This is a genomic window from Micromonospora sp. NPDC000121, from assembly GCF_042899165.1.
Lineage (GTDB): Bacteria > Actinomycetota > Actinomycetes > Mycobacteriales > Micromonosporaceae > Micromonospora.
Genome location: NZ_JBIAZP010000011.1, coordinates 216,753 through 238,423 on the forward strand (window position 1 = coordinate 216,753; position 21,671 = coordinate 238,423).

Annotated in this window: 20 protein-coding genes; 12 read left to right on the forward strand and 8 right to left on the reverse strand. The window is 74.6% G+C overall.

Annotated elements, in window-relative coordinates:
• Positions 1 to 89 precede the first annotated feature (89 nt).
• From pdhA to ACFY23_RS26705, 5 genes are all read left to right on the forward strand, one after another.
• On the forward strand, positions 90 to 1,256 hold the full coding sequence (gene pdhA, locus ACFY23_RS26685) for a pyruvate dehydrogenase (acetyl-transferring) E1 component subunit alpha (protein ID WP_350687223.1): 1,167 nt from the start codon (positions 90 to 92) through the stop codon (positions 1,254 to 1,256).
• Entirely contained in the window at positions 1,256 to 2,272 is a 1,017-nt protein-coding gene (locus ACFY23_RS26690; RefSeq protein ID WP_350687221.1) for an alpha-ketoacid dehydrogenase subunit beta, read from the forward strand. Before pdhA ends, ACFY23_RS26690 begins: the two co-directional genes overlap by 1 nt.
• The gene (locus ACFY23_RS26695) at positions 2,269 to 3,636 is read left to right on the forward strand and encodes a dihydrolipoamide acetyltransferase family protein (RefSeq protein WP_350819394.1); all 1,368 of its coding nucleotides are present in this window, start codon (positions 2,269 to 2,271) and stop codon (positions 3,634 to 3,636) included. Before ACFY23_RS26690 ends, ACFY23_RS26695 begins: the two co-directional genes overlap by 4 nt.
• A gap of 138 nt (positions 3,637 to 3,774) precedes the next feature.
• Positions 3,775 to 5,439, forward strand: coding sequence for a right-handed parallel beta-helix repeat-containing protein (locus tag ACFY23_RS26700; RefSeq protein WP_350681547.1), 1,665 nt, complete (start codon positions 3,775 to 3,777; stop codon positions 5,437 to 5,439).
• A gap of 258 nt (positions 5,440 to 5,697) precedes the next feature.
• Positions 5,698 to 6,960, forward strand: a complete 1,263-nt coding sequence (locus tag ACFY23_RS26705) for an Ig-like domain-containing protein (RefSeq protein WP_350681545.1) — start codon at positions 5,698 to 5,700, stop codon at positions 6,958 to 6,960.
• Between the two features lie 169 nt (positions 6,961 to 7,129).
• Here the strand turns inward: ACFY23_RS26705 and ACFY23_RS26710 are convergent, their stop codons facing one another.
• Entirely contained in the window at positions 7,130 to 8,149 is a 1,020-nt protein-coding gene (locus ACFY23_RS26710; RefSeq protein ID WP_350681539.1) for an SMP-30/gluconolactonase/LRE family protein, read from the reverse strand.
• A 210-nt stretch (positions 8,150 to 8,359) separates the two neighbouring features.
• On the opposite strand from ACFY23_RS26710, the gene ACFY23_RS26715 reads away from it, so the two are divergent.
• Positions 8,360 to 8,710, forward strand: a complete 351-nt coding sequence (locus ACFY23_RS26715; RefSeq protein ID WP_350681537.1) for an STAS domain-containing protein — start codon at positions 8,360 to 8,362, stop codon at positions 8,708 to 8,710.
• A 201-nt stretch (positions 8,711 to 8,911) separates the two neighbouring features.
• Here the strand turns inward: ACFY23_RS26715 and ACFY23_RS26720 are convergent, their stop codons facing one another.
• Positions 8,912 to 9,304, reverse strand: a complete 393-nt coding sequence (locus ACFY23_RS26720) for an FKBP-type peptidyl-prolyl cis-trans isomerase (protein WP_350681535.1) — start codon at positions 9,302 to 9,304, stop codon at positions 8,912 to 8,914.
• A gap of 198 nt (positions 9,305 to 9,502) precedes the next feature.
• Positions 9,503 to 10,075 (reverse strand): hypothetical protein, encoded by a 573-nt coding sequence (locus ACFY23_RS26725; protein WP_350681533.1) that lies wholly within the window; start codon positions 10,073 to 10,075, stop codon positions 9,503 to 9,505.
• Positions 10,076 to 10,290: 215 nt separating this feature from the next.
• Between ACFY23_RS26725 and ACFY23_RS26730 the strand changes: the two genes are divergently transcribed.
• Together ACFY23_RS26730 and ACFY23_RS26735 are read left to right on the forward strand one after the other, a co-directional pair.
• Positions 10,291 to 10,989: a CBS domain-containing protein gene (locus tag ACFY23_RS26730; protein ID WP_350681531.1), complete on the forward strand. Its 699-nt coding sequence runs from the start codon at positions 10,291 to 10,293 to the stop codon at positions 10,987 to 10,989.
• Between the two features lie 336 nt (positions 10,990 to 11,325).
• Complete coding sequence (locus ACFY23_RS26735; protein ID WP_350681529.1) at positions 11,326 to 12,279, forward strand: TerC family protein; 954 nt, start codon at positions 11,326 to 11,328, stop codon at positions 12,277 to 12,279.
• Positions 12,280 to 12,359: 80 nt separating this feature from the next.
• Here the strand turns inward: ACFY23_RS26735 and ACFY23_RS26740 are convergent, their stop codons facing one another.
• Positions 12,360 to 13,088 (reverse strand): helical backbone metal receptor, encoded by a 729-nt coding sequence (locus tag ACFY23_RS26740; protein WP_350681543.1) that lies wholly within the window; start codon positions 13,086 to 13,088, stop codon positions 12,360 to 12,362.
• Positions 13,089 to 13,222: 134 nt separating this feature from the next.
• On the opposite strand from ACFY23_RS26740, the gene ACFY23_RS26745 reads away from it, so the two are divergent.
• Complete coding sequence (locus ACFY23_RS26745) at positions 13,223 to 14,092, forward strand: phytanoyl-CoA dioxygenase family protein (protein WP_350681527.1); 870 nt, start codon at positions 13,223 to 13,225, stop codon at positions 14,090 to 14,092.
• Between the two features lie 28 nt (positions 14,093 to 14,120).
• Here ACFY23_RS26745 and ACFY23_RS26750 read toward each other — a convergent pair whose 3' ends face one another.
• Positions 14,121 to 14,684, reverse strand: a complete 564-nt coding sequence (locus tag ACFY23_RS26750; protein ID WP_350819396.1) for a GNAT family N-acetyltransferase — start codon at positions 14,682 to 14,684, stop codon at positions 14,121 to 14,123.
• Between the two features lie 158 nt (positions 14,685 to 14,842).
• Here ACFY23_RS26750 and ACFY23_RS26755 point away from each other — a divergent pair, with 158 nt between their 5' ends.
• Positions 14,843 to 15,727, forward strand: coding sequence for a hypothetical protein (locus tag ACFY23_RS26755; protein WP_350681523.1), 885 nt, complete (start codon positions 14,843 to 14,845; stop codon positions 15,725 to 15,727).
• A 65-nt stretch (positions 15,728 to 15,792) separates the two neighbouring features.
• On the opposite strand, the gene ACFY23_RS26760 is transcribed toward ACFY23_RS26755, so the two are convergent.
• Together ACFY23_RS26760 and ACFY23_RS26765 are read right to left on the reverse strand one after the other, a co-directional pair.
• Positions 15,793 to 17,049, reverse strand: a complete 1,257-nt coding sequence (locus ACFY23_RS26760) for an MFS transporter (RefSeq protein ID WP_350681521.1) — start codon at positions 17,047 to 17,049, stop codon at positions 15,793 to 15,795.
• 386 nt (positions 17,050 to 17,435) lie between these two features.
• Positions 17,436 to 17,783 (reverse strand): Lsr2 family protein, encoded by a 348-nt coding sequence (locus ACFY23_RS26765; RefSeq protein WP_350681519.1) that lies wholly within the window; start codon positions 17,781 to 17,783, stop codon positions 17,436 to 17,438.
• A 419-nt stretch (positions 17,784 to 18,202) separates the two neighbouring features.
• Between ACFY23_RS26765 and lon the strand changes: the two genes are divergently transcribed.
• Positions 18,203 to 20,539, forward strand: a complete 2,337-nt coding sequence (lon, locus tag ACFY23_RS26770) for an endopeptidase La (protein ID WP_350681517.1) — start codon at positions 18,203 to 18,205, stop codon at positions 20,537 to 20,539.
• A gap of 68 nt (positions 20,540 to 20,607) precedes the next feature.
• Here the strand turns inward: lon and ACFY23_RS26775 are convergent, their stop codons facing one another.
• Positions 20,608 to 21,102: an SgcJ/EcaC family oxidoreductase gene (locus ACFY23_RS26775; RefSeq protein WP_350681515.1), complete on the reverse strand. Its 495-nt coding sequence runs from the start codon at positions 21,100 to 21,102 to the stop codon at positions 20,608 to 20,610.
• A gap of 55 nt (positions 21,103 to 21,157) precedes the next feature.
• Between ACFY23_RS26775 and ACFY23_RS26780 the strand changes: the two genes are divergently transcribed.
• Positions 21,158 to 21,622, forward strand: a complete 465-nt coding sequence (locus tag ACFY23_RS26780; protein WP_350681513.1) for a MarR family transcriptional regulator — start codon at positions 21,158 to 21,160, stop codon at positions 21,620 to 21,622.
• Positions 21,623 to 21,671: the final 49 nt, after the last annotated feature.

A 21,671-nucleotide genomic window follows, 5' to 3' on the forward strand; every position in this document is an offset into this window, starting at 1 on the left:
TGCCATCCGTCCCGCGTTTGTCATGGATCTTGAGTCAATCATCCGACGGCAGGAGCATAGGCCCACCACACGTCCCAGGAGGTCCCGCCGTGACGACCACACCCGAGGCGGTCCGCAGGGCATCCCCGCGCAAGCGCCGGGCGGCCACCCCGCCCGACCCGGCCAAGCCGCTGCTGCCGGCCACCGAGCCGGTCCGCCTGCTCGACCCCGCCGGCACGCCGCTGCCCGCCCACGCCGACTACCCCGAGCCGCCCGTCGAGGCGCTCGCCGACATGTACCGGCGGATGGTCATCGGCCGCCGCTTCGACATCCAGGCCACCGCCCTGACCAAGCAGGGCCGGCTGGCGGTCTACCCGTCCTCGCGCGGTCAGGAGGCCTGCCAGGTCGGCGCGGTCCTCGCCCTGCGCGAGGACGACTGGGTCTTCCCGACCTACCGGGAGTCGATGGCCCTGGTCTCCCGGGGCATCGACCCGGTCGAGGTGCTGACCCTGCTGCGCGGCGACTGGCACTGCGGATACGACCCCGCCGCCCGGCACACCGCCCCGCAGTGCACCCCGCTGGCGACCCAGTGCGTGCACGCCGCCGGGCTGGCCTACGGCGAGGCGTACCAGGGGCGGGACACCGTCGCGCTGGCGTTCATCGGGGACGGGGCCACCAGCGAGGGCGACTTCCACGAGGGCGTGAACTTCGCCGCCGTGTTCAAGGCGCCGGTCGTCTACTTCGTGCAGAACAACAAGTACGCGATCAGCGTCCCGCTGTCCCGGCAGACCGCCGCCCCGTCGCTGGCGTACAAGGGCGTCGGCTACGGCGTGCCCAGCGAGCAGGTCGACGGCAACGACCCGGTGGCCGTCCTCGCCGTGCTCACCCGCGCCGTCGCGCACGCCCGCTCCGGCAGGGGCCCGTTCCTCGTCGAGGCCCACACCTACCGGATGGAGCCGCACACCAACGCCGACGACGCCACCCGCTACCGCGACGGCGCCGAGGTCGACGCCTGGCGGGACCGGGACCCGGTCGCCCGCCTGGAGACGTACCTGCGGGCCCGGGGTGTGCTCGACGACGCGCGCGTCGCCGCGATCGCCGAGGAGGCCGAGGCGTACGCCGCCGACCTGCGCACCCGGATGAACGCGCAGCCGACGGTCGACCCGATGAGCCTCTTCGACCACGTCTACGCCGAGCCCACCCCGCAACTGGTCGAGCAGCGCGAGCAGGTCCGCGCCGAGCTGGCCGCCGCCGCAGACGAGGAGGGTGAGCGCTGATGGCCGCCCTGACCATGGCGAAGGCGCTCAACGCCGCGCTCGCCGACGCGATGCTCGACGACGACCGGGTGGTCGTCTTCGGCGAGGACGTCGGGGCGCTCGGAGGCGTCTTCCGGATCACCGACGGCCTCCAGGCCCGGTTCGGCGACAAGCGCTGCTTCGACACCCCGCTCGCCGAGGCCGGCATCGTCGGCTTCGCCGTCGGGCTGGCCATGTCCGGGCTGCGCCCCGTGGTCGAGATGCAGTTCGACGCGTTCGCGTACCCGGCGTTCGAGCAGATCGCCTCACACGTGGCGAAGCTGCGCAACCGCACCCGTGGCGCGCTCAGCGTGCCGATCGTCATCCGGGTGCCCTACGCCGGCGGCATCGGTGGGGTCGAGCACCACTGCGACTCCAGCGAGGCGTACTACGCCCACACCCCCGGCCTGAAGGTGGTCACCCCGGCCACGGTCGAGGACGCGTACTCGCTGCTGCGCCAGGCGATCGACGACCCCGACCCGGTCGTGTTCATGGAGCCGAAGAAGCTCTACTTCTCCAGCGCGGACGCGGGGCTGCCCGCCACCACCGCGCCGATCGGCCGCGCGGTCGTGCGCCGGCCGGGCCGCGACGCCACCCTCGTCGCGTACGGGCCGGCGGTGCCGGTCGCGCTGGAGGCCGCCGAGGCCGCCCGCGAGGAGGGCTGGGACCTCGAGGTGGTGGACGTGCGCAGCATCGTGCCGTTCGACGACGAGACCGTCACCGCCTCGGTCCGCCGCACCGGGCGGTGCGTGGTGATCCAGGAGGCGCAGGGCTTCGCCGGGGTCGGCGCGGAGATCGCCGCCCGGGTGCAGGAGCGCTGCTTCCACGCGCTGCACGCCCCGGTGCTTCGGGTGTCCGGCCTGGACATCCCGTACCCGGCGCCGATGTTGGAGCACACCCACCTGCCGTCGGTGGACCGGGTGCTCGACACGGTGGCCCGGCTCCAGTGGGACGACCAGCCGGACGGGCGCTGGCTGAGCCGGGGGAGCGCGGCGTGACCAGCGTGGACGCGACGCGGGTCTTCCTCCTGCCCGACCTGGGCGAGGGGCTGAGCGAGGCCGAGATCGTCGAGTGGCGGGTCGCCGTGGGCGACGTGGTCACGGTGGACCAGACCGTCGTCGAGGTGGAGACCGCCAAGGCCGTCGTCGACGTGCCCTGCCCGTACGCCGGGCGGGTCGTCGCGCTGCACGGCGCGGCGGGTGAGGTCCGCCCGGTCGGCCAGCCGCTGATCACCATCGCGCCGGTCGACGGCGTCGGCGGGGCGGGCGACGAGCCCGCCGGGCACGCCACCTACCGCGAGGAGGAGCGCGCCGGCTCCGGCAACGTCCTGATCGGGTACGGCACCGGCCACGGCGGCTCGGGGCGGCGGCGTCGCCGTCCCCGGCTCGCGGTCGCCGCCGACCCCCGCCCGGGCGAGCCCCCGGCGGCGCCCGCCGCCCCGGCGGTGGCGGCGGACCGCCCGCACGACGCGGCGCCCCTGGTCATCTCGCCGATCGTGCGCCGGCTGGCCCGCGAGCACGGCCTCGACCTGGCCGCGCTGCGCGGCACCGGCCCCGGCGGGGTGGTGCGCCGCGCCGACGTGGAGGCCGCCGTGGCCCAGGCCGCCGCGCCGGCCGCCCGGCTCGCCGCGGTGCCGGACCAGCCCGTCGGGCCGGCCGCGCCCGACGCGGCGGACGTGGTCGTCCCGCTGACCGGCATCCGCAAGGCGATCGCCGACAAGCTCTCCCGCAGCCGGCGGGAGATCCCGGAGGTGACCATCTGGGTGGACGTGGACGCCACCGGGCTGCTGGAGACGCGGGCCGCGATCAACGCCGCGACCCCGGACGCGCCGGTGAGCATCCTGGCCCTGCTGGCTCGGATCTGCCTGTCCGGGCTGCGTCGGTTCCCGCAGCTCAACGCCCGTGTGGACACCGAGGGCCAGCGCATCGTCCAGTCCGCCGGGGTGCACCTGGGCATCGCCGCCCAGACCGACCGGGGGCTGGTCGTGCCGGTGCTGCGGGACGCGCAGCGGCTCACCACCGCCGAGCTGGCGGCCGAGCTGACCGCGACCACCTCGGCGGCCCGGGCCGGCACGCTGCCCCCGGCGCGGCTCACCGGCGGCACCTTCACGCTGAACAACTACGGCGTCTTCGGCGTCGACGGCTCCACGCCGATCATCAACCACCCGGAGGCGGCGCTGCTCGGGGTGGGGCGGATCGTGGACAAGCCGTGGGTGGTGGACGGGCAGCTCGCGGTGCGGAAGGTGACCCAGCTCAGCCTGACCTTCGACCACCGGGTCTGCGACGGCGGAGTGGCGGGCGGCTTCCTGCGGCACGTCGCCGACTGCGTCGAGCAGCCGGCGCTGCTCATCGCCAACGTCTGACCCGCCGCGACGGCCCCGGTTCCGCCTCCCGGGCGACACCGGGGCCGTCGCCGTCGCGGCCGGCGTTTCCCCGAAGACGGGCCGGGAATGCGGGCCTGGCTGTCCCGCCGAGGGGAGGACGAGGTGGCGTACCCCGACATGCCCTCCGCCGGTGGCGTACGTCGGCACCCGGTCGCCGGTGCCCCGCTGCTCTGCGACGCCCGGGAGCACGGCCTGACGGGCGACGGGGCGACCAACGACCAGCCGGCCCTGGCCGCGCTGGTGGACCGCCTCGGCGACGCGTACGCCGCCGACGGCCGGGTCCGGATCATCCGCTGCCCGCCCGGGGTGTACTCGATGCGGGACTCGGGCACGGTCTGGCGTTCCGGCGTGTCGCTGATCGGCGCCGGCCCGGGGGCGACCCGTTTCGTCCTCAGCAACTCCGGCAACCGGGCCGACCCCGCCCCGCTGGCCTTCTACACCGCGCAGCAGCACGGGGCCGACCGGGACCGCCACCTGGCCGACTGCACCTTCGCCGACTTCGAGATCGACGGTTCGGGCGTGGCGTCGGCGGACTACAACCCGCTGGCCAAGGGCCTCGGCCTCCAGTACGTCGCCCGGGGTGTGTTCCGCAACCTGTACATCCACCACACCGCCGCCACCGGCCTGGGCTGCGACTTTCTCCAGGACTGCCTGATCGACGGGGTGCTGGTGGTCGGCTGCGGGCGGCTGGACAACGGCACGGAGATGGGCGGCGCGGGCATCGGCATCGGCATCGGCGGTTGGGGCAGCGTCGAACGGTTCAACATCGTCAACTGCAGCGCGGTGGACAACGCGACCAACGGGATCTTCCTCGAGTTGCAGGAGGCGAGCCACCTGCGTCCGCGCGGGGTGCGGATCATCGGCTGCCACGCCCAGGGCAACCGCTTCGGCATCTCCGACTGGGGCGCGAACGGCCTGATCGTCTCCGCCTGCACGATGACCGGCAACCTGGAGGCGGGCTTCCATGTCTCGGCGAAGGGCACCACGCACACCGCCGGGCGGGCCGGCCTGCTCACCGACTGCGTGATCGACGGCAACCTGGGCGACGGGGTCAGCATCGGCAACACCCCGGGCCCCTACACGATCCGCGGCAACCGGATCAGCGGCAACGGTCGGTACGGCTACCACCAGCGCAACCTCGGCGGCGCGGAGGAGCACATCGCCGAGGAGATCGTCATCGAGAGCAACGACTTCTACGGCAACAGCGCCGACGCCATCCGCATCGACCGCCCGCTCCGCGACGCGATCCTGGTCGGTAACCGCATCCGCAACAACGGGCGGCAGTGCGCGGCGGCGACGGGCGGGCACGGCGACTCGGTGCGCTACAGCGAGCGGAAGGTGGTGGACCGGCGGGCGACCTGGCCGAACGACGGTCACCGGGGCAAGATGGTGCGGGTCGGCGACCAGATCGCCATGGTGGCCGCCAACAACGACACCGAGCTCACCCTGGCGCCGATCCGCCCCGACGGGCGCAGCGCGTGGAGCGGGGGCACCCCGCTGCCGGGAACGCGGTACGAGTTGCCGCCCGGCCCGCCGGTGCGAGCCGGCATCACGATCAACGCGGCGGTCGACTCGGCCACCATCCGGGGCAACCGGATCTGGGACAACAAGAACCCGAGCACCCAGAGCCACGGCCTCTGGATCACCGACGAGGGCAGTTGCGTCGACTGCCGGGTGGAGGACAACGACCTCGCCGGCAACGCCGACTCGGCCATCCGCATGGACACCCCGCCCGTCGGCGGCCGGTGGGAACGCAACCACGGCGACGACGACTGGACCTGAGCGGCGGGCGGCGGGGGCCGGGCCGGTGGGAATCGCCCGGGGCGGCGCAACCGGGACGCGGCAGGATGGCCGGGCGTCGGCGGTGCCGGTCCGGGCGATCCCGGACGGACCCGGAAACGGGGGCGGCCGCGCCCATTCCGCGCAGTCCGGCAAACGCCTCCCATAATTGCTCTCCGCCATTTCGCCGAAATTGCGCGCCTATCCGCACCGCGTGGAGAGAATGTGGCGGAGGGACACCAATTAACGGGGGGACGCATCATGAAGTTGAGGCGGCGACTGACGGTGCTGGCCGTGACCATCGCGGCTGCGCCGTTGGCCCTCGGCGGGTGCACCGCCGACCGCAAACCGGGCGCCCGGCCGGCCGAGGGCCAGGCGGCCCCGGAGCTGGCCGTGACGCCCGCCGACCGCGCCCGCGAGGTGCCGATCAGCGCCGAGGTGGGGACCGTCGTCAAGGGCGGACGGGTCACATCGGTCCGGATCACCGACGACAAGGGCGCGCAGATCAAGGCGGAGCCGCGGGAGGACGGGTCGGGCTGGGTGCCGAGCCGGCCGTTGCAGCCGCGGCGCACCTACACCGCGGAGGTGACCGCCACGTCTGACTCGGGGAAGACCACCACCCGGAAGACCACCTTCACGACGACGCCGCAATCGACGAAGCCGGAAATCACCAGCACGTTGTATTTTGCCGGCAACCGGACGTACGGCACCGCCATGCCGGTGACCGTCGCGTTCGACCCGCCCATTCCTAAAGAGGCCAGGGCGGACGTGCAGCGCCGATTGTTCGTGAAGACCGACCCGCCGCAGCCGGGCACCTGGTCGTGGGTGTCCGACGGCAGCCAGGTCTATTACCGGGCCCCCGATTTCTGGCGTCCGGGCACCAAGATCAGCGTCCGGACCGGGCTGGAGGGCCTGCCGATCGGCAAGGACCGGGTCGGCGACTCCGACCGGACCGCCACCTCGAAGATCGGCCAGCAGGTGGCTCTGGAGATCGACAACGCGACCAAGCAGATGTCCGTGGTGCGCGACGGCAAGGTCGTCCGCAAGATCCCGGTAAGCATGGGCAAGCCGAGCACGCCGACCTCCAGCGGCAAGATGGTGATCATGGAGAAGCACGAGTTCACGACGTTCGACACCCGGGGTTCGGCCGACCCCTACGTGGTCGACGTCGAGGACGCCCAGCGGCTCACCTGGGGCGGTGAGTTCATCCACGCGGCGCCGTGGTCGGTGGGGGACCAGGGCAACACCAACGTCTCGCACGGCTGCACCAACGTCTCCAACGAGGCCGCGGACTGGCTGATGGGCGTCACGCAGGTCGGTGACCTGGTCACCATCAAGGGCACCGAGGTCAAGTTGAACGAGGGCAACGGCTGGACCGCCTGGAACGTCGGTTGGGACGAGTTCGTCAAGGGCAGCGCGCTGCCCGTGCCGGCCGGGCTCCGGCCCGCCCCGTCGCAGGTGCCCCACCCGGGCGCCGTGGCCGGGGGCTCGCCGGCTCCGGCACCGTCCGTCCGCGGCGGCTGACCCTGCCGTACGCACCCAGGGGACCGGTCCGCCAGGCGGGCCGGTCCCCGACCTGCGGGCCGGCGCGGCGTCGTCGTGGCGCCGGACGTGGCCCGGTGCCGTCCCGCCGCTGGACGTCGTTCAGGGACCGTCATGCCGCCGGACGTGGTCCGGCCGGGGTCGCCGTCGCTCAAGCCAGCGGCACCCGCGCGATGCCGGGGCCGGTGAGGCTGCCCAGCCAGAGGTACTCGCCGTGCTGGCGCACCCCGGTGACCATGTCGTAGCTTCCGCGCGGCCCGTGCAGGGTCCGCAGCACCCGCCCCTCGCCGTCGACCAGCGCGACCAGGCCGTAGCGCAGCGGCTTCGGCTGCACGGCGGCCGGCAGCACGGCGACCAGTTGGCGCAGCCGCGGGTGGGGCAGCAGCCGCTCGACGATCGGCACCCGGGGGCTGGGCAGCGCGATCCAGTACGTCCCGTCGCCGACCGGCGTGAGATTGTCCGGATACGCCGGCAGGTCCGCCAGCACGGTGACCGCCCCGTCGGGCAGGGCGACCCGCACCAGCCGGTGGGTGGCGGTCTCCACCAGCATCAGCGCCGACTCGTCCGGCGTGAGCGCGATCCCGTTGGGGAAGTAGAGCCCCGCGCAGAGGACGTCGGTGTGCCCGCTGCGTGGGTCGTACGCCAGCACCCGCCCGTTGGGCCGGTGCTCCAGCAGGTCCCGCTTCCAGTGCGAGACGGGAAAGCGGTCGGAGGAGTCCGTGAAGTAGACGGTGCCGTCGCGGGCGATGGTGGCGTTGTCGGCCAGGCGCGCCCTCGCGCCGACCCCGCCCAGCTCCCGCACCGCCCCGTCACCGGTCACCCGCAGCAACCCCCGGTACGCGTCGCACACGACGAGGCTGCCGTCGACCGGGTCGACCTCCACGCCCAGCGGCCGGCCGCCGGTCTCGGCGAGCGGCCGGGGTCGGGTGCCCGCCGGCGCGTCCACCGGCCACCACCAGAGCCGGCCGTCCTCCGTCCCGCTGACCACCCGCCCGGAGGGGTCGACGACCACGTCCTCCGGGCCGCTGACGCCGTCGGGCAGGGGCAGCAGCTCGGCGGAGTCGAGCCGGCGGTCGGTGGGAGCCCACGGCCCGTCGAGCGGGGGCGGGACGGTGGCGGGCTCGCGGACGGGACGGATCAGCCGGGGCACGCGGGGGCGGGGAGCGACCATCGGCCCATTCTCGCCCCCCGGGTGTCCCACCCACCGGCCCTCGGCGCGGGCCTTCGGCGCCGCACCGGCGGTCGGGGGCGAGCGTCGGCGTGGTGGTGCGTCTCCTCCCTGAGGATGATCAGGGAGGCCCTCGGGGGTGACCCTGGGTGGACCCGGATCCCGTCCCCGGGCAGGGCGGAAATGTCGGTGGTGGGGGCTAGATTCGTCGGCATGGGGCAGCGTGAGGACAGGTTCCACGTCGAGGTCAGTGTGGACGACTACGTGGTGGACGTGCGGGCGGTCGGCGAGGTCGACATCGCCACGGTCGCCGCGTTCCGGTCCGCGCTCTGGGCAGCCCCGGCCCGGCCCGTGCTCCGGCTGGATCTTTCCGGCGTCCGCGTGCTCTCCGCCGCCGGGGTGCGGGCGCTGGTCGCCGCGCACCTGCGCATCCGCGCCCGGGGCGGCGAGCTGGTCCTGCTGCACCCCGACCCGGTGGTCGCGCGGGTGTTGCGGGCCACCGGCCTGCACCGGGTCATCCCGATCGTCGACCCGTGCGCCGACCGGGAGCTCGTGGCCTGCTGACCACCCCTCGACCGACCGACTGGGCGGGTCCGAGGCCGACCGGATTGACCCGGTGTGAGGCCGGTGGCCGACCGGTCGGGTGCGTGTGCGGCCCGGGGTCGGCAGATCGAGACGACCCGGGTGGCGGCCGGCCGGTCGGGTGTGTGCGGCCCGGGGCCGACCGCGGGTCTGCGGGTCGGCCCCGGGCCCGTGCTCAGCGGCTCAGCGGACGCCGACGAGGTCGACGACGAAGATCAGGGTCTCGCCCGGCTTGATGACGCCGCCGGCGCCCCGGTTGCCGTAGCCCAGGTGCGGCGGGATGGTCAGCCGGCGCCGGCCGCCGACCCGCATGCCCACCACGCCCCGGTCCCAGCCGGCGATGACCTGGCCGGCGCCGAGCCCGAACTCGAACGTCTCGCCCCGGTTCCAGGAGGAGTCGAACTCGCGGCCGGTGGAGTGCGCGACCCCCACGTAGTGGACGTCGGCCAGCTGTCCCGGCTGGGCCTCCGGTCCCTCGCCGACGGTGATGTCCTCGATGACGAGATCGGCGGGCGGCGCGCCCTCGATCGGGCCCACCTCGGGTTTGCCGGAGCGGGCGCCTGCTGCCTGGTTCATACGGGAGTCTCCTGCCGTTTCGGTCCTGATGTCCCGGTCACCATCCTGCCGGATGGCGACCGGTCGGCGCGCGGCGGTCCCGGGGACCCGCTCGCGTGGCGGGCGTGAGCCGCGCCCGGCCAGGCCCGAGGCGGGCGCGCGCACGGATCGGCGGGCGCCACCGGTGGTGACGCCCGCCGAGGGAGGTGCCGGACCCGGTCAGCGGAGCCAGGGGAACCGCCGGACGAGGGGGAGCTTCGCCCACGTCGCGCCCAGGCCCAGGGTGGCGCCGGCGTCGACCAGCGCGAGACCGACCAGCAGGGCCGCGTTGAGCAGGTGGTCGTCGAGGAAGGGGTTGTTCTCCGGGGGCAGGACGACCGTCCACATCATCACGTAGAGCACCGCGCCGGCGACGGCGGCGACGCGCATCCCGATGCCGAGCAGCAGCGCCACGCCGATCGCGGCCAGGCCGGTCATGAAGAGCACGTCCGCCCAGGCGGCCCCGGCGATGCCGGTGTAGAAGCCCTTGAAGGGGCCGGTCGCGCCGAAGGTCAGGAAGCCCTTGGTGGGGCTGCCGCCGTTGATCCAGGCGTTCTTCGCCTCGGTGGCGTGCCCCAGGCCGAAGACCTTGTCCAGGAACGCCCAGAGGAAGGTCCAGCCGAGGGCGATGCGGATGCCGGCGAAGACGTACCGCGTGGCGCGCTCCCGGGTGGTCTCGGCGGGGTGTCGGGTCTGCGCCGCGGGGGCGGTGGTCCCGGCGGTGGTCCGCTCGGTCGCGATCATGGTCTCCACGTCCCTTCCTGTGCCTCGCACCGCGCTTCCCGGTGGCGTCTCCATTGGACGCTCGCGGGCCGCCCGCCGGCCAGGGCCGACCGGGCCCCGCCGGACCGGGACCTTGGGCCCCTTCCGCACCGGTCCAACCGGCCGTGTCGACCCGGTCGCGCGGCCCTGACCCGGCGGGTCGTCGCGGCCATACCGTCGCAGGTGCCAACGACAGGGAGGTCGTGATGAGGACGTGGCAGGTGGGCGACGTGATGACGCGGGACGTCGCGACAGTGGGGGAGGACACCCCGTACCGCGAGATCGTCGACGCGCTGGTCCGGCGGGGCATCAGCGGCGTGCCCGTGGTGGACGGGTTCCGCCGGGTGCTCGGCGTGGTGTCCGAGTCGGATCTGCTGCACAAGGTCGAGCGGGCCGGCCACCCGGACGAGCGGCGGATCTTCGAGGGGCGGCGACGCCGCAGCGCCCGGGAGAAGGCCGACGCGCTGCTGGCCCGGGACCTGATGACCGCGCCGCCGGTGACCACCTGGCCGGAGGCGACCGTCTCCGCCGCCGCCCGGCAGATGGACCGGGAGACGGTCAAGCGGCTGCCGGTGCTCGACGACCTGGGTCGGCTCGTCGGCATCGTCACCCGGGGCGACCTGCTGCGGGTGCACCTGCGCACCGACGCGGAGATCCGCGAGGACGTGGTGCAGGAGGTGCTGCGCCGGGTGCTCGCGGTGCGGGACGGCCTGGTCACCGTCCAGGTGCGCGACGGTGAGGTGACGCTCGACGGCCGGCTGGACCGGCGCAGCGCGGTGGAGCTGGCGGCGCGGCTGGCCGGGCAGGTCAGCGGCGTGGTCCGGGTGACCAGCACCATCGCGTACGACGTCGACGACGACGCGCCCGCCGAGCGGGACGCGACCCGGCCCTCCCGGGCGGCCTGACGGGCGACGCCGGGGGTCCCGCCGTCCGGGCGGGGCCGTCGGCATGCCGCCCGGCCGGACCCGCGCGGCCGGACCCGCGCGGCTCCGGCCGACGGCAGCCGGCGTCAGGCTCGGAAGCAAGCCGGGCCGCGGTGGCGGGGCCTGGCCGGCCGCCCCGCCGACTTGCCCGGACGGCCGTCGGCCGGCGGGCGGCTCGCCTAGGCTCGGGGGCGGACGCGGTGCGGCGCCGCCGCCGAGCCCCGCGCCGCGGTGACCGCGCCCGTACCGGAGCCGGCGGGCATGCGGAGCGCGGAGAGCGGAGCCGCCCTGTCCCGTCGTGGATGCGGAGGGCGCCGGGTGGACGAGGCGACGTTCGCGGCGCCGCTGTGGGCCTGGGCGGCGGTGGGCGCGGTCATCGCCGTCATGCTCGCCGTGGACATGTTCTCCCACCGCGACAACCACGTGATCGAGCTGCGCGAGGCGCTGGTGTGGAGCGGCGTCTGGATCACCGCCGGGCTCACCTTCGGCCTGGTGGTCTGGCTCTGGCGGGGCGGCGAGCCGGCCGTGGCGTACTTCTCCGGCTACCTGCTGGAGAAGGCGCTCTCGGTCGACAACGTCTTCGTCTTCGCGCTGTTGTTCGGCTACTTCCGGGTGCCCGCCGGCTACCAGCACAAGGTGCTCTTCTGGGGGGTCGTCGGGGCGCTCGCGTTCCGGCTGGCCTTCATCTTCGCCGGTGCCGCGCTGCTGGAGCGGCTGGCCTGGGCCGGGGTCGGGCTCGGCGCCTTCCTGGTCTGGACCGGGTGGCGACTCGCGGTGCGCGGCGAGCCGGACGTCGATCCGGACCGCAACGTCGCGGTCCGGTTGTTCCGGCGGCTGGTCCCCACCGAGCCGCGCTACCACGGTGGCCGGTTCCTCGTCCGGGTCGACGGCCGGCGCAGGGCCACCCTGCTGCTGGTCGCGCTGGTCGCGATCGAGGCCACCGACGTGGTCTTCGCGATCGACTCGGTGGCGGCGATCCTGGCCATCACCACCGACACGTTCCTGGTCTGGACGGCGACGGCGTTCGCCGTGCTCGGGCTGCGCAGTCTCTACTTCTGCCTGGCCGGGCTGCTGCGGCACTTCGGCTACCTGCGGTACGGGCTGGCCGTGCTGCTGGCCTTCGCCGGCGCGAAGCTGATCCTGGCCGAGACGCCGGTGGGGAAGCTGCCGGTCTGGCTCACGCTCGCGGTGGTGGTGCTGACCCTGTCGGTCGCGATCGGCTGGAGCGTGCTCGCCGCCCGTCGGGAGCGACGCCGGCACGCGGGCGCCTGACTCCGCCCAGCGCGTCGACCCGCTGACCTTCCCATTCGCCGCCGGGGCGGGAGGACCGCCGGGCGGCGGGGCCACGGCGGTCAGCCCGGCCCGACGACCGGGTCGGCGAGCTGGGCGGACAGCAGGGCGGGCGCCTCGGCCAGGGACGGGCCGTACCAGGTCAGGTGCCGCCCGGACAGCAGCGCGCAGGGGACGCCGGGAAACGCCTCCGGCCCGTCGTCGGCGGTGAAGCGGTACGGCTCGTCCGGCAGCACCACCAGCTCCGGCTCCCGGGCGCGCAGCTCGTCGAGGCCCGGCCGGGGATAGCGCTCGGCGTCGTCGGCGTACAGGTTGGTGACGCCGAGTCGGCGCAGCACGTCCCCGGCGAACGTGTCGGCGCCCAGCACCACCCACGGACGACGCCAGACCGGCACCACCGCCCGGCGGGGCGGCCCGGCCGCCGGCGGGGCGGCCCACGCCCGCCGGGCCGCCGCCAGCCACTCCGGCTCGGCCGGCGCGCCCAGCTCGCGGAGCAGGTCGCCCAGTTCGGTAAGCGCCCCGTCGACGGTCCGCGGGTAGGTCACCCGCACCGGCACGCCGGCCGCGGCCAGGGCGTCGGCGTCGGCGCGGCGGTTCTCCTCGACGTTGAGCAGCACCACGTCCGGTCGCAGCGCGAGCACCCGGTCCAGGTCGGGGTACTTGCTGCCGCCGACCCGCGGCACGTCCAGCCCCGCCGGGTGGGTGCACCAGTCGGTGGCCCCGACCAGCAGGCCGGGCAGGGTCAGCGCCACCGCCTCGGTCAGCGACGGCACCAGCGACACGACCCGCACCCCGCACCCCCGCTCCGCCGGTCGACGACCGGCCACGCTCGATCATGCCTCGGCGCGGGGTCCGCTCCGCCGCCCGGTCGCCTTGCGGCGGTTCTACAACGTTTAATACTCGCCTCGTCCCCTCAGGAGGTTCGATGAGGTCCCACGCCACGCCGCCCTCGCCACGCACCGGCCAGCACCCCGCCCCGCCCGAGGACGACGTCCCCGTGGAGGCGCTCGGTGACCTCTACCGGGACGGCATCACCGCGTGTCGGGGCGCCTTCGACGTGGAGTGGGTGGAGCGGGTCGGCGAGGACATCGAGGCAGCCTTCCGGGAGGCCCGCTCCCGCCCGGACGGCGCGGTGGGTCGCGGGCCCCAGCGGTGGTACGTGGAGATCCACCCCGAGCAGTTGCGCGGCTTCGTCGACCTGGTCACCCACCCGTGGGTGGTCTCGGTGTGCCGGGCCGTGCTCGGCCCCGACTACCAGATCGTCGAGTTGGGCTTCGACATCCCGTTCCCGGGTGCGGTCACGCAGCCGTGGCACCGGGACTTCCCGATGCCGGAGGACACCAGGCGGCAGCGGCGGCTGACCTCGCTGGCCTTCAACCTCACCACCGTCGACACCGTCGACGAGATGGGGCCGTTCGAGATCGCCCCGGGCACCCAGTGGGACGACGGCCGCGACTTCGACCACGAGATGTTCCCGCCGAAGGAGCGCTATCCGCGCTACGAGCAGCGGGCGGTCCGCAAGTACCCGCGGCGCGGCGACATCTCCGCCCGGTCGGCGCTGACCATCCACCGCGGCACGCCGAACGTCTCCACGCTGGCCCGGCCGGTGCTGGTGCTCGGTGTCGACGCGCCCGGAGCGGGCAACGCCGGCCACCACGACATGGCGGTCACCCGGGGCTACCGGGCGAGGCTGCCCGAGCTGGTGCACGCCCACCTGCCCTGCCCGGTGGTCGACGCCCTCACGCCGATCCGGCAGAAGCACACCATCGAGGGCCTGGTGATGGGCGCGGAGTAGCCCGGGCGGGCCCGAGGCTCGCGGCGGGCTAGTCGGTGCCGGTCAGCCACTCCTGTCGGGTCAGCGCGTACTCGACCTCGCCGTGCTCCGCCCCATCGATCATCTCCGGCCAGTCCCCGACGTACGTACGCACGTGGCGCAGCCCGGACTTCTCCATCACCCGGCGGGAGGCCGCGTTGACCGTCATCGTGTTGGCGGTGACCCGCTCCACGCCCAGCTCGGTGAAGCCCTTGTCGACCAGCGCCCGGCAGCCCTCGGTGGCGAGGCCGCCGCCCCACGCCGCCCGGCGCAGCCGGTAGCCCAGCTCCACCTCGCGGGCGTCGCCGTCGCGCGTCGGGCGGAACTCGAACCAGCCCAGGAACTCGTCCGATCCCCGGCCGAGGGCCGCCCACCAGCCAAGCCCCGGCGGCCGCCGGTAGTGGGCGAGGATCCGGGGCAGGGTGCGCTCCCGGACCACCTCCGGCGGGGTGGGGCGCCCGCCGGTGAGATATCGCATCACCTCGGGGTCGCCGTCCAGCTCGACGAGGAGTTCCGCGTCGTCGGGGGTGAACTGGCGCAGCACCATCCTGTCGGTGCTCAGGAACAGCGTCACCGGCCCATCCCACCGGGCGGCTCCCGGCCGGCTCAACCGAATTCCCCGCCCGTGCCGCCCGGCCGCACCACCGCGGTGCCGGCCATGATCGACGGCCTAGACTCGCCTCCGGCCGACCAGTCGGCCCGGGTCGACGGCACGACGGACGGATCACGCGGATGACGAGCACCGGTGGCGGGGACGGTTCCTGGCTGCGGGCGGTGACCGGGGACGGCGACCGCGGTCCGCTGCTCGTCCGGGCCGGGCAGCTCGTGCACGGCGCCCGCCGCCTCGGCGAGCTCGCGCACCGGCGCCCGACCGGCATCACCGGGCACCAGTGGAGCACGGCCACGCGGGAGGGCTACGACTTCGTCGTCTGCGCCGCCGACACGGCCCGGCCGGTCTTCGCCGTCGAGGTCGGCCCGGTCGCGCCCGCCGGCTCCGCCGGGCAGCGCGCCGAACGGATGAAGAACGTGGTCGCCGAGGCGGTCGGCCTGGCGGTGCTGCGGATCGGGTCGCCCACGCTGCGCGCCGACGAGCACGGACGGCGGATCGTGGCGTACGTGCTCGACGCCCGTGCCTACGCGGCGCTCGGCGCCGGGGAGCCGGAGGCGGGGGACGTGCCCCCGCTCGGGTTCCGGGACATCCTCGGCCGGCTGCCCGACGGGCGGACGGGCCACGTCAACGACCTCGGCGCGCTGGCCCGGGCCGCGGCGGTCGACGCGTACGTGTCGCGGCGGCTGGTGGATCCGATCGTGCGGGGGCTGCACCTGAGCTGGCGGGGCGGGCCGGCCGAGGGGTGGAGCTGGGTCGAGGTGCGTCCCGGCGCCTGCCTCGTGGAGCGGGTGACGGTGCACGAGCAGCGCGTCTCCGCCGGCGTGGACCCCGCCCGCCTGGCCGAGGACCTGGCGGCGATGGCCGTCGGCGAGCGGCTGCGCGAGCTGGAGACGGCCGAGCCGGTCCTGACGCCCCGCGAGGAGCTGCTCGCCGACATCCGGCTGCTGGAGTCGCGGCGCGACGAGATGGCGCACGGATTCGCCTTCGCGCACCTCTGCGCGGACTGACCCGCCCGACCCGCCGGCCGCCGCGGCCTGTCTGGAGCCGAGCCCCGGCGGCCCCGGCAGGGCGGTCAGGCCAGCGCTGCCGCCTTGCGGGCGGGGGCGGCGGCGGAGGTGGCGCCGGCCCGGAGGGCCTCGATCCGCCTGGCCCGGGGGCGGACCGCGAGGAGGTTGCCGGCGGCCACCAGCAGGGCCAGACCGAACAGGCCCAGCCAGAGCGCGTCGGTGGAGAACCGGGCGGCGACCAGCCCGCCGAGCGTCGGCCCGGCGAAGCTGGCGAAGGCGTAGCCGAGCGAGTAGACCCCCTGGTAGCGGCCGCGCTGCGCCGCCGGCGACAGGTCCGCTGTGAGAGCCGAGTTCGCCGGGGTCATCAGCATCTCGCCGAGCGTCCAGACGGCGACCGTGAGCGCGTAGAACCACACCGCGTCGGCCAGCGCGGTCAGCGCGAAACCGGCGCCGACCACCACGACGGCGGCGGCGATGGTGCGGGACCGGTCGTAGCGGCCGACCAGCCGGGGCACGAAGAGCTGCCCCAGCACGATCATCAGCCCGTTGACCGCGATGACCGGCCCGTACGCCGACGCCGGCAGCCCGTCGGCCTGCAACGCGACGGGGAGCATCACGCTGCCCTGGATGCAGAGCCAGGCCAGCCCGGTGAGGGCGGTGAACGCCAGGAAGACCCGGTCGCGCAGCACGGTGCCGAGCCCGCCGGAGTCGGCGCGGGTGAACTGCCCGACGGTGACCGGTGCGGGGCGCGACTCGGGCACCTTCAACCCGATCAGCGCGGCGGTGCCGAGCAGCACCGCCGCGTTGACCACGAACAGCAGCAGCGGATCGGCACGGACCAGCAGGCCGGCGACGGTAGCGGCGACGGCGAACCCGATGTTGATCGCCCAGTAGTTGAGCGTCAGGGCACGCAGCCTGTCCCGCTCGCCCACCACGTCGATGATGGTGGCGGTGAAGGCCGGCCGGGCGACGCCGAGGAAGAGCCCGAGCAGGAGGGTGAGCGCCGCGACCGCCGTCGGATGGCCGCTCAGGCCCAGCGACACGGCCGCCGCGGCGGCGGCCACGTTGCCGGCCAGCATCGCCGGCCGCCGTCCCCACCGGTCCGCGACGACTCCGCCGAGCACGCCCCCCGCCGCGCTGCCGGCCCCGTGCAACCCGATCACCACTCCGGCGTACGCGGGGCTGAAGCCCCGCACCGAGACCAGGTAGACGCCGAGGTAGATGGCGACGAAGCTGCCCAGCCGGTTGATCAGGGTGGCCGTCCAGAGGTACCAGAACGTGCGGGGCAACCCGCCGGCCGTCTGGCTCCACCAGCGCGTCATCCGCCACCCCCGAGTCGCGTTGCGTAATGCCCGACAAAGCTGTCGCTCATTACACCCCGGGGGTGCGACGGTCCCGGGCCGCGCGGGCGCGAATCGTGGCGGCGATCACGCGCGGGCGGGTCCGCCCGGCTCGCCGCCGGCCGCGTCGTCACCCGGGCGAGCCGCCGGTGCTCGACGGGACGCCGTCAGCGTCGCCGTGGGAATCCGCCCGACGCGACCACTCGGGGGCGACCCGTCAGCGGGCGGTCGGTGAATGCGCCGCCCGCGAATGCGTCAGCCGCCAGACGCGGGCCGTGCGAATGGGTGGCCGTGGGAAAAGACCGGCGGGGCCCCGCTGATTCCGCAGCGTGACCCCGCGTGGACGCGAGCGTGAACCCGGCGCCGGGTCAGCGGTTCTTGTACGCCTCGGCGACCTCGACCGGGATCCGGCCGCGCTCGGAAATCTTGTAGCCGTTCTTGACGGCCCATTCCCGGATGGCCCGGTTCTGCTCCCGGTCCATTCCCGCGCCGCCCGGGGCGCCCGCCCGGCGGGGTGCCCGCCCGACGTCGACGGCGCCGCGCCCGATCCGCCGGCCAGCGCTGATGTACGGGTCGAGAGCCTTGCGCAGCACGCCCGCGTTCTCGTCGGAGACGTCGATGGTGTACGCCACGCCGTCCAGACTGAACTCGACGGTCCGGTCGGCCTTTCCGCCGTCAAGGTCGTCGGTCAGAACCGTGATTACTTTTCTCGCCATCGCCGATTACTCCTAGTGTGGGGCGGGGTGTGGTCAAAGTTTGACCTATGCCGCGCCAATTGCGCAACAATACGCGTCGTTTTCATTTCGGCGGGTCGCGTTATCGCGGGAAATCGGTGGGGCCGACGCAAAGACGGGGAAGTGCAGTCGCCTGGCATACCGGCCTGGCCGGCGAGCGCCGCGGTCGCGGCCCGACTGGATGGCCGGGCTGCCCGGCTGGGCGGTCGCCACTGGCGCTGAGCGGCCTCGGGGATCCCGCTCGCCGTGGCGGTCGCCGGAGGCGCCGGCCTGGTGCGTGAGCTGCTGCTTTCAAGACGGCCGGTGGCGCGGGGAAGTGGTCTGGGTCACAATGCGGAACAAGGGGAACGGTTTGTTACTTGAGTTGGACACGCTCAACCCAACGCGATAGCAGGTGTTCGATGGCAACTCTTCCGGTACTGCCCCTGACCGACGCCGTGCTGCTGCCCGGCATGGTCATCCCGGTGACCCTCGACCCCACCACCCAGGCGGCCGTCGACGCGGCCCGCGCCACCGGCGAGGGCACCCTCCTCGCCGTGCCCCGCATCGACGGCGAGTACGGTCCCGTCGGCGCGGTCGCCACCATCGAGAAGGTCGGCCGGCTGCCCAGCGGCGAACCGGCCGCCGTCGTCCGCGGTCTGTCCCGCGCCCGGATCGGCTCCGGCGTCCCCGGACCCGGCGCCGCCCTCTGGGTCGAGGCCACCGAACTCGACGAACCGGCCCCCGCCGGCCGCGCCCGCGAACTCGCCCGCGAGTACCGCGCCCTGATGACGTCCGTGCTCCAGCAGCGCGGCGCCTGGCAGGTCATCGACGCGATCGAGCGGATGACCGACCTCTCCGAGCTGGCCGACTCCGCCGGCTACGTCTCCTGGCTCAGCCTCGCCCAGAAGACCGAGCTGCTCGCCGCGCCGGACGTCACCGCCCGGCTGGAGCTGCTCGTCGGCTGGGTGAAGGACCACCTGGCCGAGCAGGAGATCGCCGAGCAGATCAACACCGACGTCCGCGAGGGGCTGGAGAAGTCCCAGCGGGAGTTCCTGCTGCGCCAGCAGCTCGCCGCCATCCGCAAGGAACTCGGCGAGGACGAGCCGGACGGTTCCGCCGACTACCGGGCCCGCGTCGAGGGCGCCGACCTGCCCGAGAAGGTCCGCGAGGCGGCGCTGCGCGAGGTCGGCAAGCTGGAGCGGGCCAGCGACGCCTCTCCGGAGGCCGGCTGGATCCGCACCTGGCTCGACACGGTGCTGGAGATGCCGTGGAGCACCCGTACCGAGGACAACACCGACCTGGCCGCGGCCCGCGCGGTGCTCGACGCCGACCACGCCGGCCTGGCCGACGTGAAGGACCGCATCCTGGAGTACCTCGCGGTGCGCAACCGTCGCGCCGAGCGCAACCTCGGCGTCGTCGGCGGCCGCGGCTCCGGCGCGGTGCTCGCCCTCGCCGGCCCGCCCGGCGTCGGCAAGACCAGCCTCGGCGAGTCGATCGCCCGCGCGCTCGGCCGTAACTTCGTCCGGGTCTCCCTCGGCGGCGTCCGCGACGAGGCCGAGATCCGGGGCCACCGCCGCACGTACGTCGGCGCGCTGCCCGGGCGGATCGTGCGCGCCCTGCGCGAGGCCGGTTCGATGAACCCGGTCGTGCTCCTCGACGAGGTCGACAAGCTGGCCGTCGGCTACTCCGGCGACCCGGCCGCGGCCCTGCTGGAGGTGCTCGACCCGGCGCAGAACCACACCTTCCGCGACCACTACCTGGAGGTCGACCTCGACCTGTCCGACGTGCTCTTCCTGGCCACCGCCAACGTGGTGGAGACCATCCCCGGCCCGCTGCTGGACCGGATGGAGCTGGTCGCCCTGGACGGGTACACCGAGGAGGAGAAGGTCGCCATCGCCCGGGACCACCTGCTGCCCCGGCAGCGGGAGCGGGCCGGGCTCACCGCCGAGGAGGTCGGCGTCGGCGACGACGCCCTCGCCCGGATCGCCGGCGAGTACACCCGGGAGGCCGGCGTGCGCCAGCTCGAACGGTCGCTGGCGAAGATCCTCCGCAAGGTCGCGGTGGCCCTGGCGACCGACCCGGCGCCGGTACGCGTCGACGCCGGCAACCTCGCCACCTACCTGGGGCGGCCGAAGTTCACCCCGGAGTCGGCGGAGCGGACGGCGGTGCCCGGCGTGGCCACCGGCCTGGCCGTCACCGGCGCCGGCGGCGACGTGCTCTTCATCGAGGCCACCAGCATGGAGGGCGAGCCGGGGCTGACCCTGACCGGCCAGCTCGGCGACGTGATGAAGGAGTCCGCGCACATCGCGCTGTCGTACCTGCGCTCCAACGGGCGCCGGCTCGGGCTGGACCCGAACGCCCTCGCCGGGCGGCGGATCCACCTGCACGTGCCGGCGGGCGCGGTGCCCAAGGACGGCCCCAGCGCCGGCATCACCATGGTCACCGCCCTGGCGTCGCTGGCCAGCGGCCGGCCGGTGCGGCCCGAGTTCGGGATGACCGGCGAGGTGACCCTCTCCGGCCGGGTGCTGCCCATCGGCGGGGTGAAGCAGAAGCTGCTCGCCGCCCACCGGGCCGGCCTGACCGAGGTGATCATCCCGGCCCGCAACGAGCCGGACCTCGACGACCTGCCGGCCGAGGTCCGCGAGGCGTTGACGATCCACACCCTCGCCGACGTCGCCGACGTGCTCGCCCTGGCACTGCGCCCGGCCGAGGCCGACACCGAGTCGCTGGACGGCCGGGCGCTCGCGGCCGCCTGAACCTGCCGGGAGCGTGCTCCGGCGCAGGTGGGCCCCTGTCGTCCGAACCGACGACAGGGGCCCACCTGCTAGGCGGGGGCGCCGGTGCGGCCGAGCCCGAGCCGGCGCGCACCACGGCCCATGGCCTGCGACAGGCGGGCGGGCGCCGAGTCCGGCGCGGGAATCCGCACCGGACGGACGCGGCCGTTGTGCAGCGCGGTGAACCGCCACCCGGCGGCCGTCCGCACGGCGACCAGGGTCTGCCGGGACAACCGGCGGCGCGGCAGGCGCGAACGCCAGGGCATCAGCACCGAGCCGGTGCCGTGCACGATCGCCACGTCGGGGGTCACCGCCCGGATCGACTCCACCTCGCCCACCAGCGCGGACCCGGCGAGCACGCCCCGGAAGAGCCGGTCGTGCGCGTCCTGCATCGGCGCCCGCCCGGCCGCCCGGGTGCCGTCGTACGACACGTAGTCGGAGTCCGCGGTGAAGCAGGCGCCGTACGCGACGGCGTCGTTGTCGGTCCACGCCCGCAGCAGCCGGTCGAAGAGCTCGTGGATCTCCCTGCGGTCGTTCTCGGTCATGGTCGCTCCCTGCTAAAGTTCGACTATCGAAATCTAAGATAGCAGGAAGGTTCGAATGTCGAAAGATGAGCTGGTGTTCCGGGTGGCCCAGGAGATCCGGCTGCTGCAGCAGAGCTTCGACGCCTTCGACGAGGCGGCCGCCGGCCGCCTGGGAATCAACCGGACCGATCTGCGGGCGCTGGACATCGTCCTCGGCCGTGGCCCGGTGACGGCCGGCGAGTTGACGGCGGCGCTGCGGCTCAGCCCGGCGGCCACCACCACGGTCATCGACCGGCTGGAACGGGCCGGCCTGGTGGCGCGCACCCGGGACGCCGCCAACCGGCGTCGGGTGCTGGTCGAGGCGACCGGGGCCGCCCGGGCCGCCGAGCGGAGGATCTACCAGCCGGTCGGAGAGGCCGGCCTGCGCGCGCTGGCACGCTACGACCAGCGACAACTCGAGACGATCATCGACTTCCTCGGCACCGCTCGCGCCGTGCAGCAGGAGCACGCCGAACGGGTGGCCGAGGAGCCGGCCGACTGATTCCCGCGCAGACGCGACGAGGCCCCCGCCGGCAACAGCGGGGGCCTCG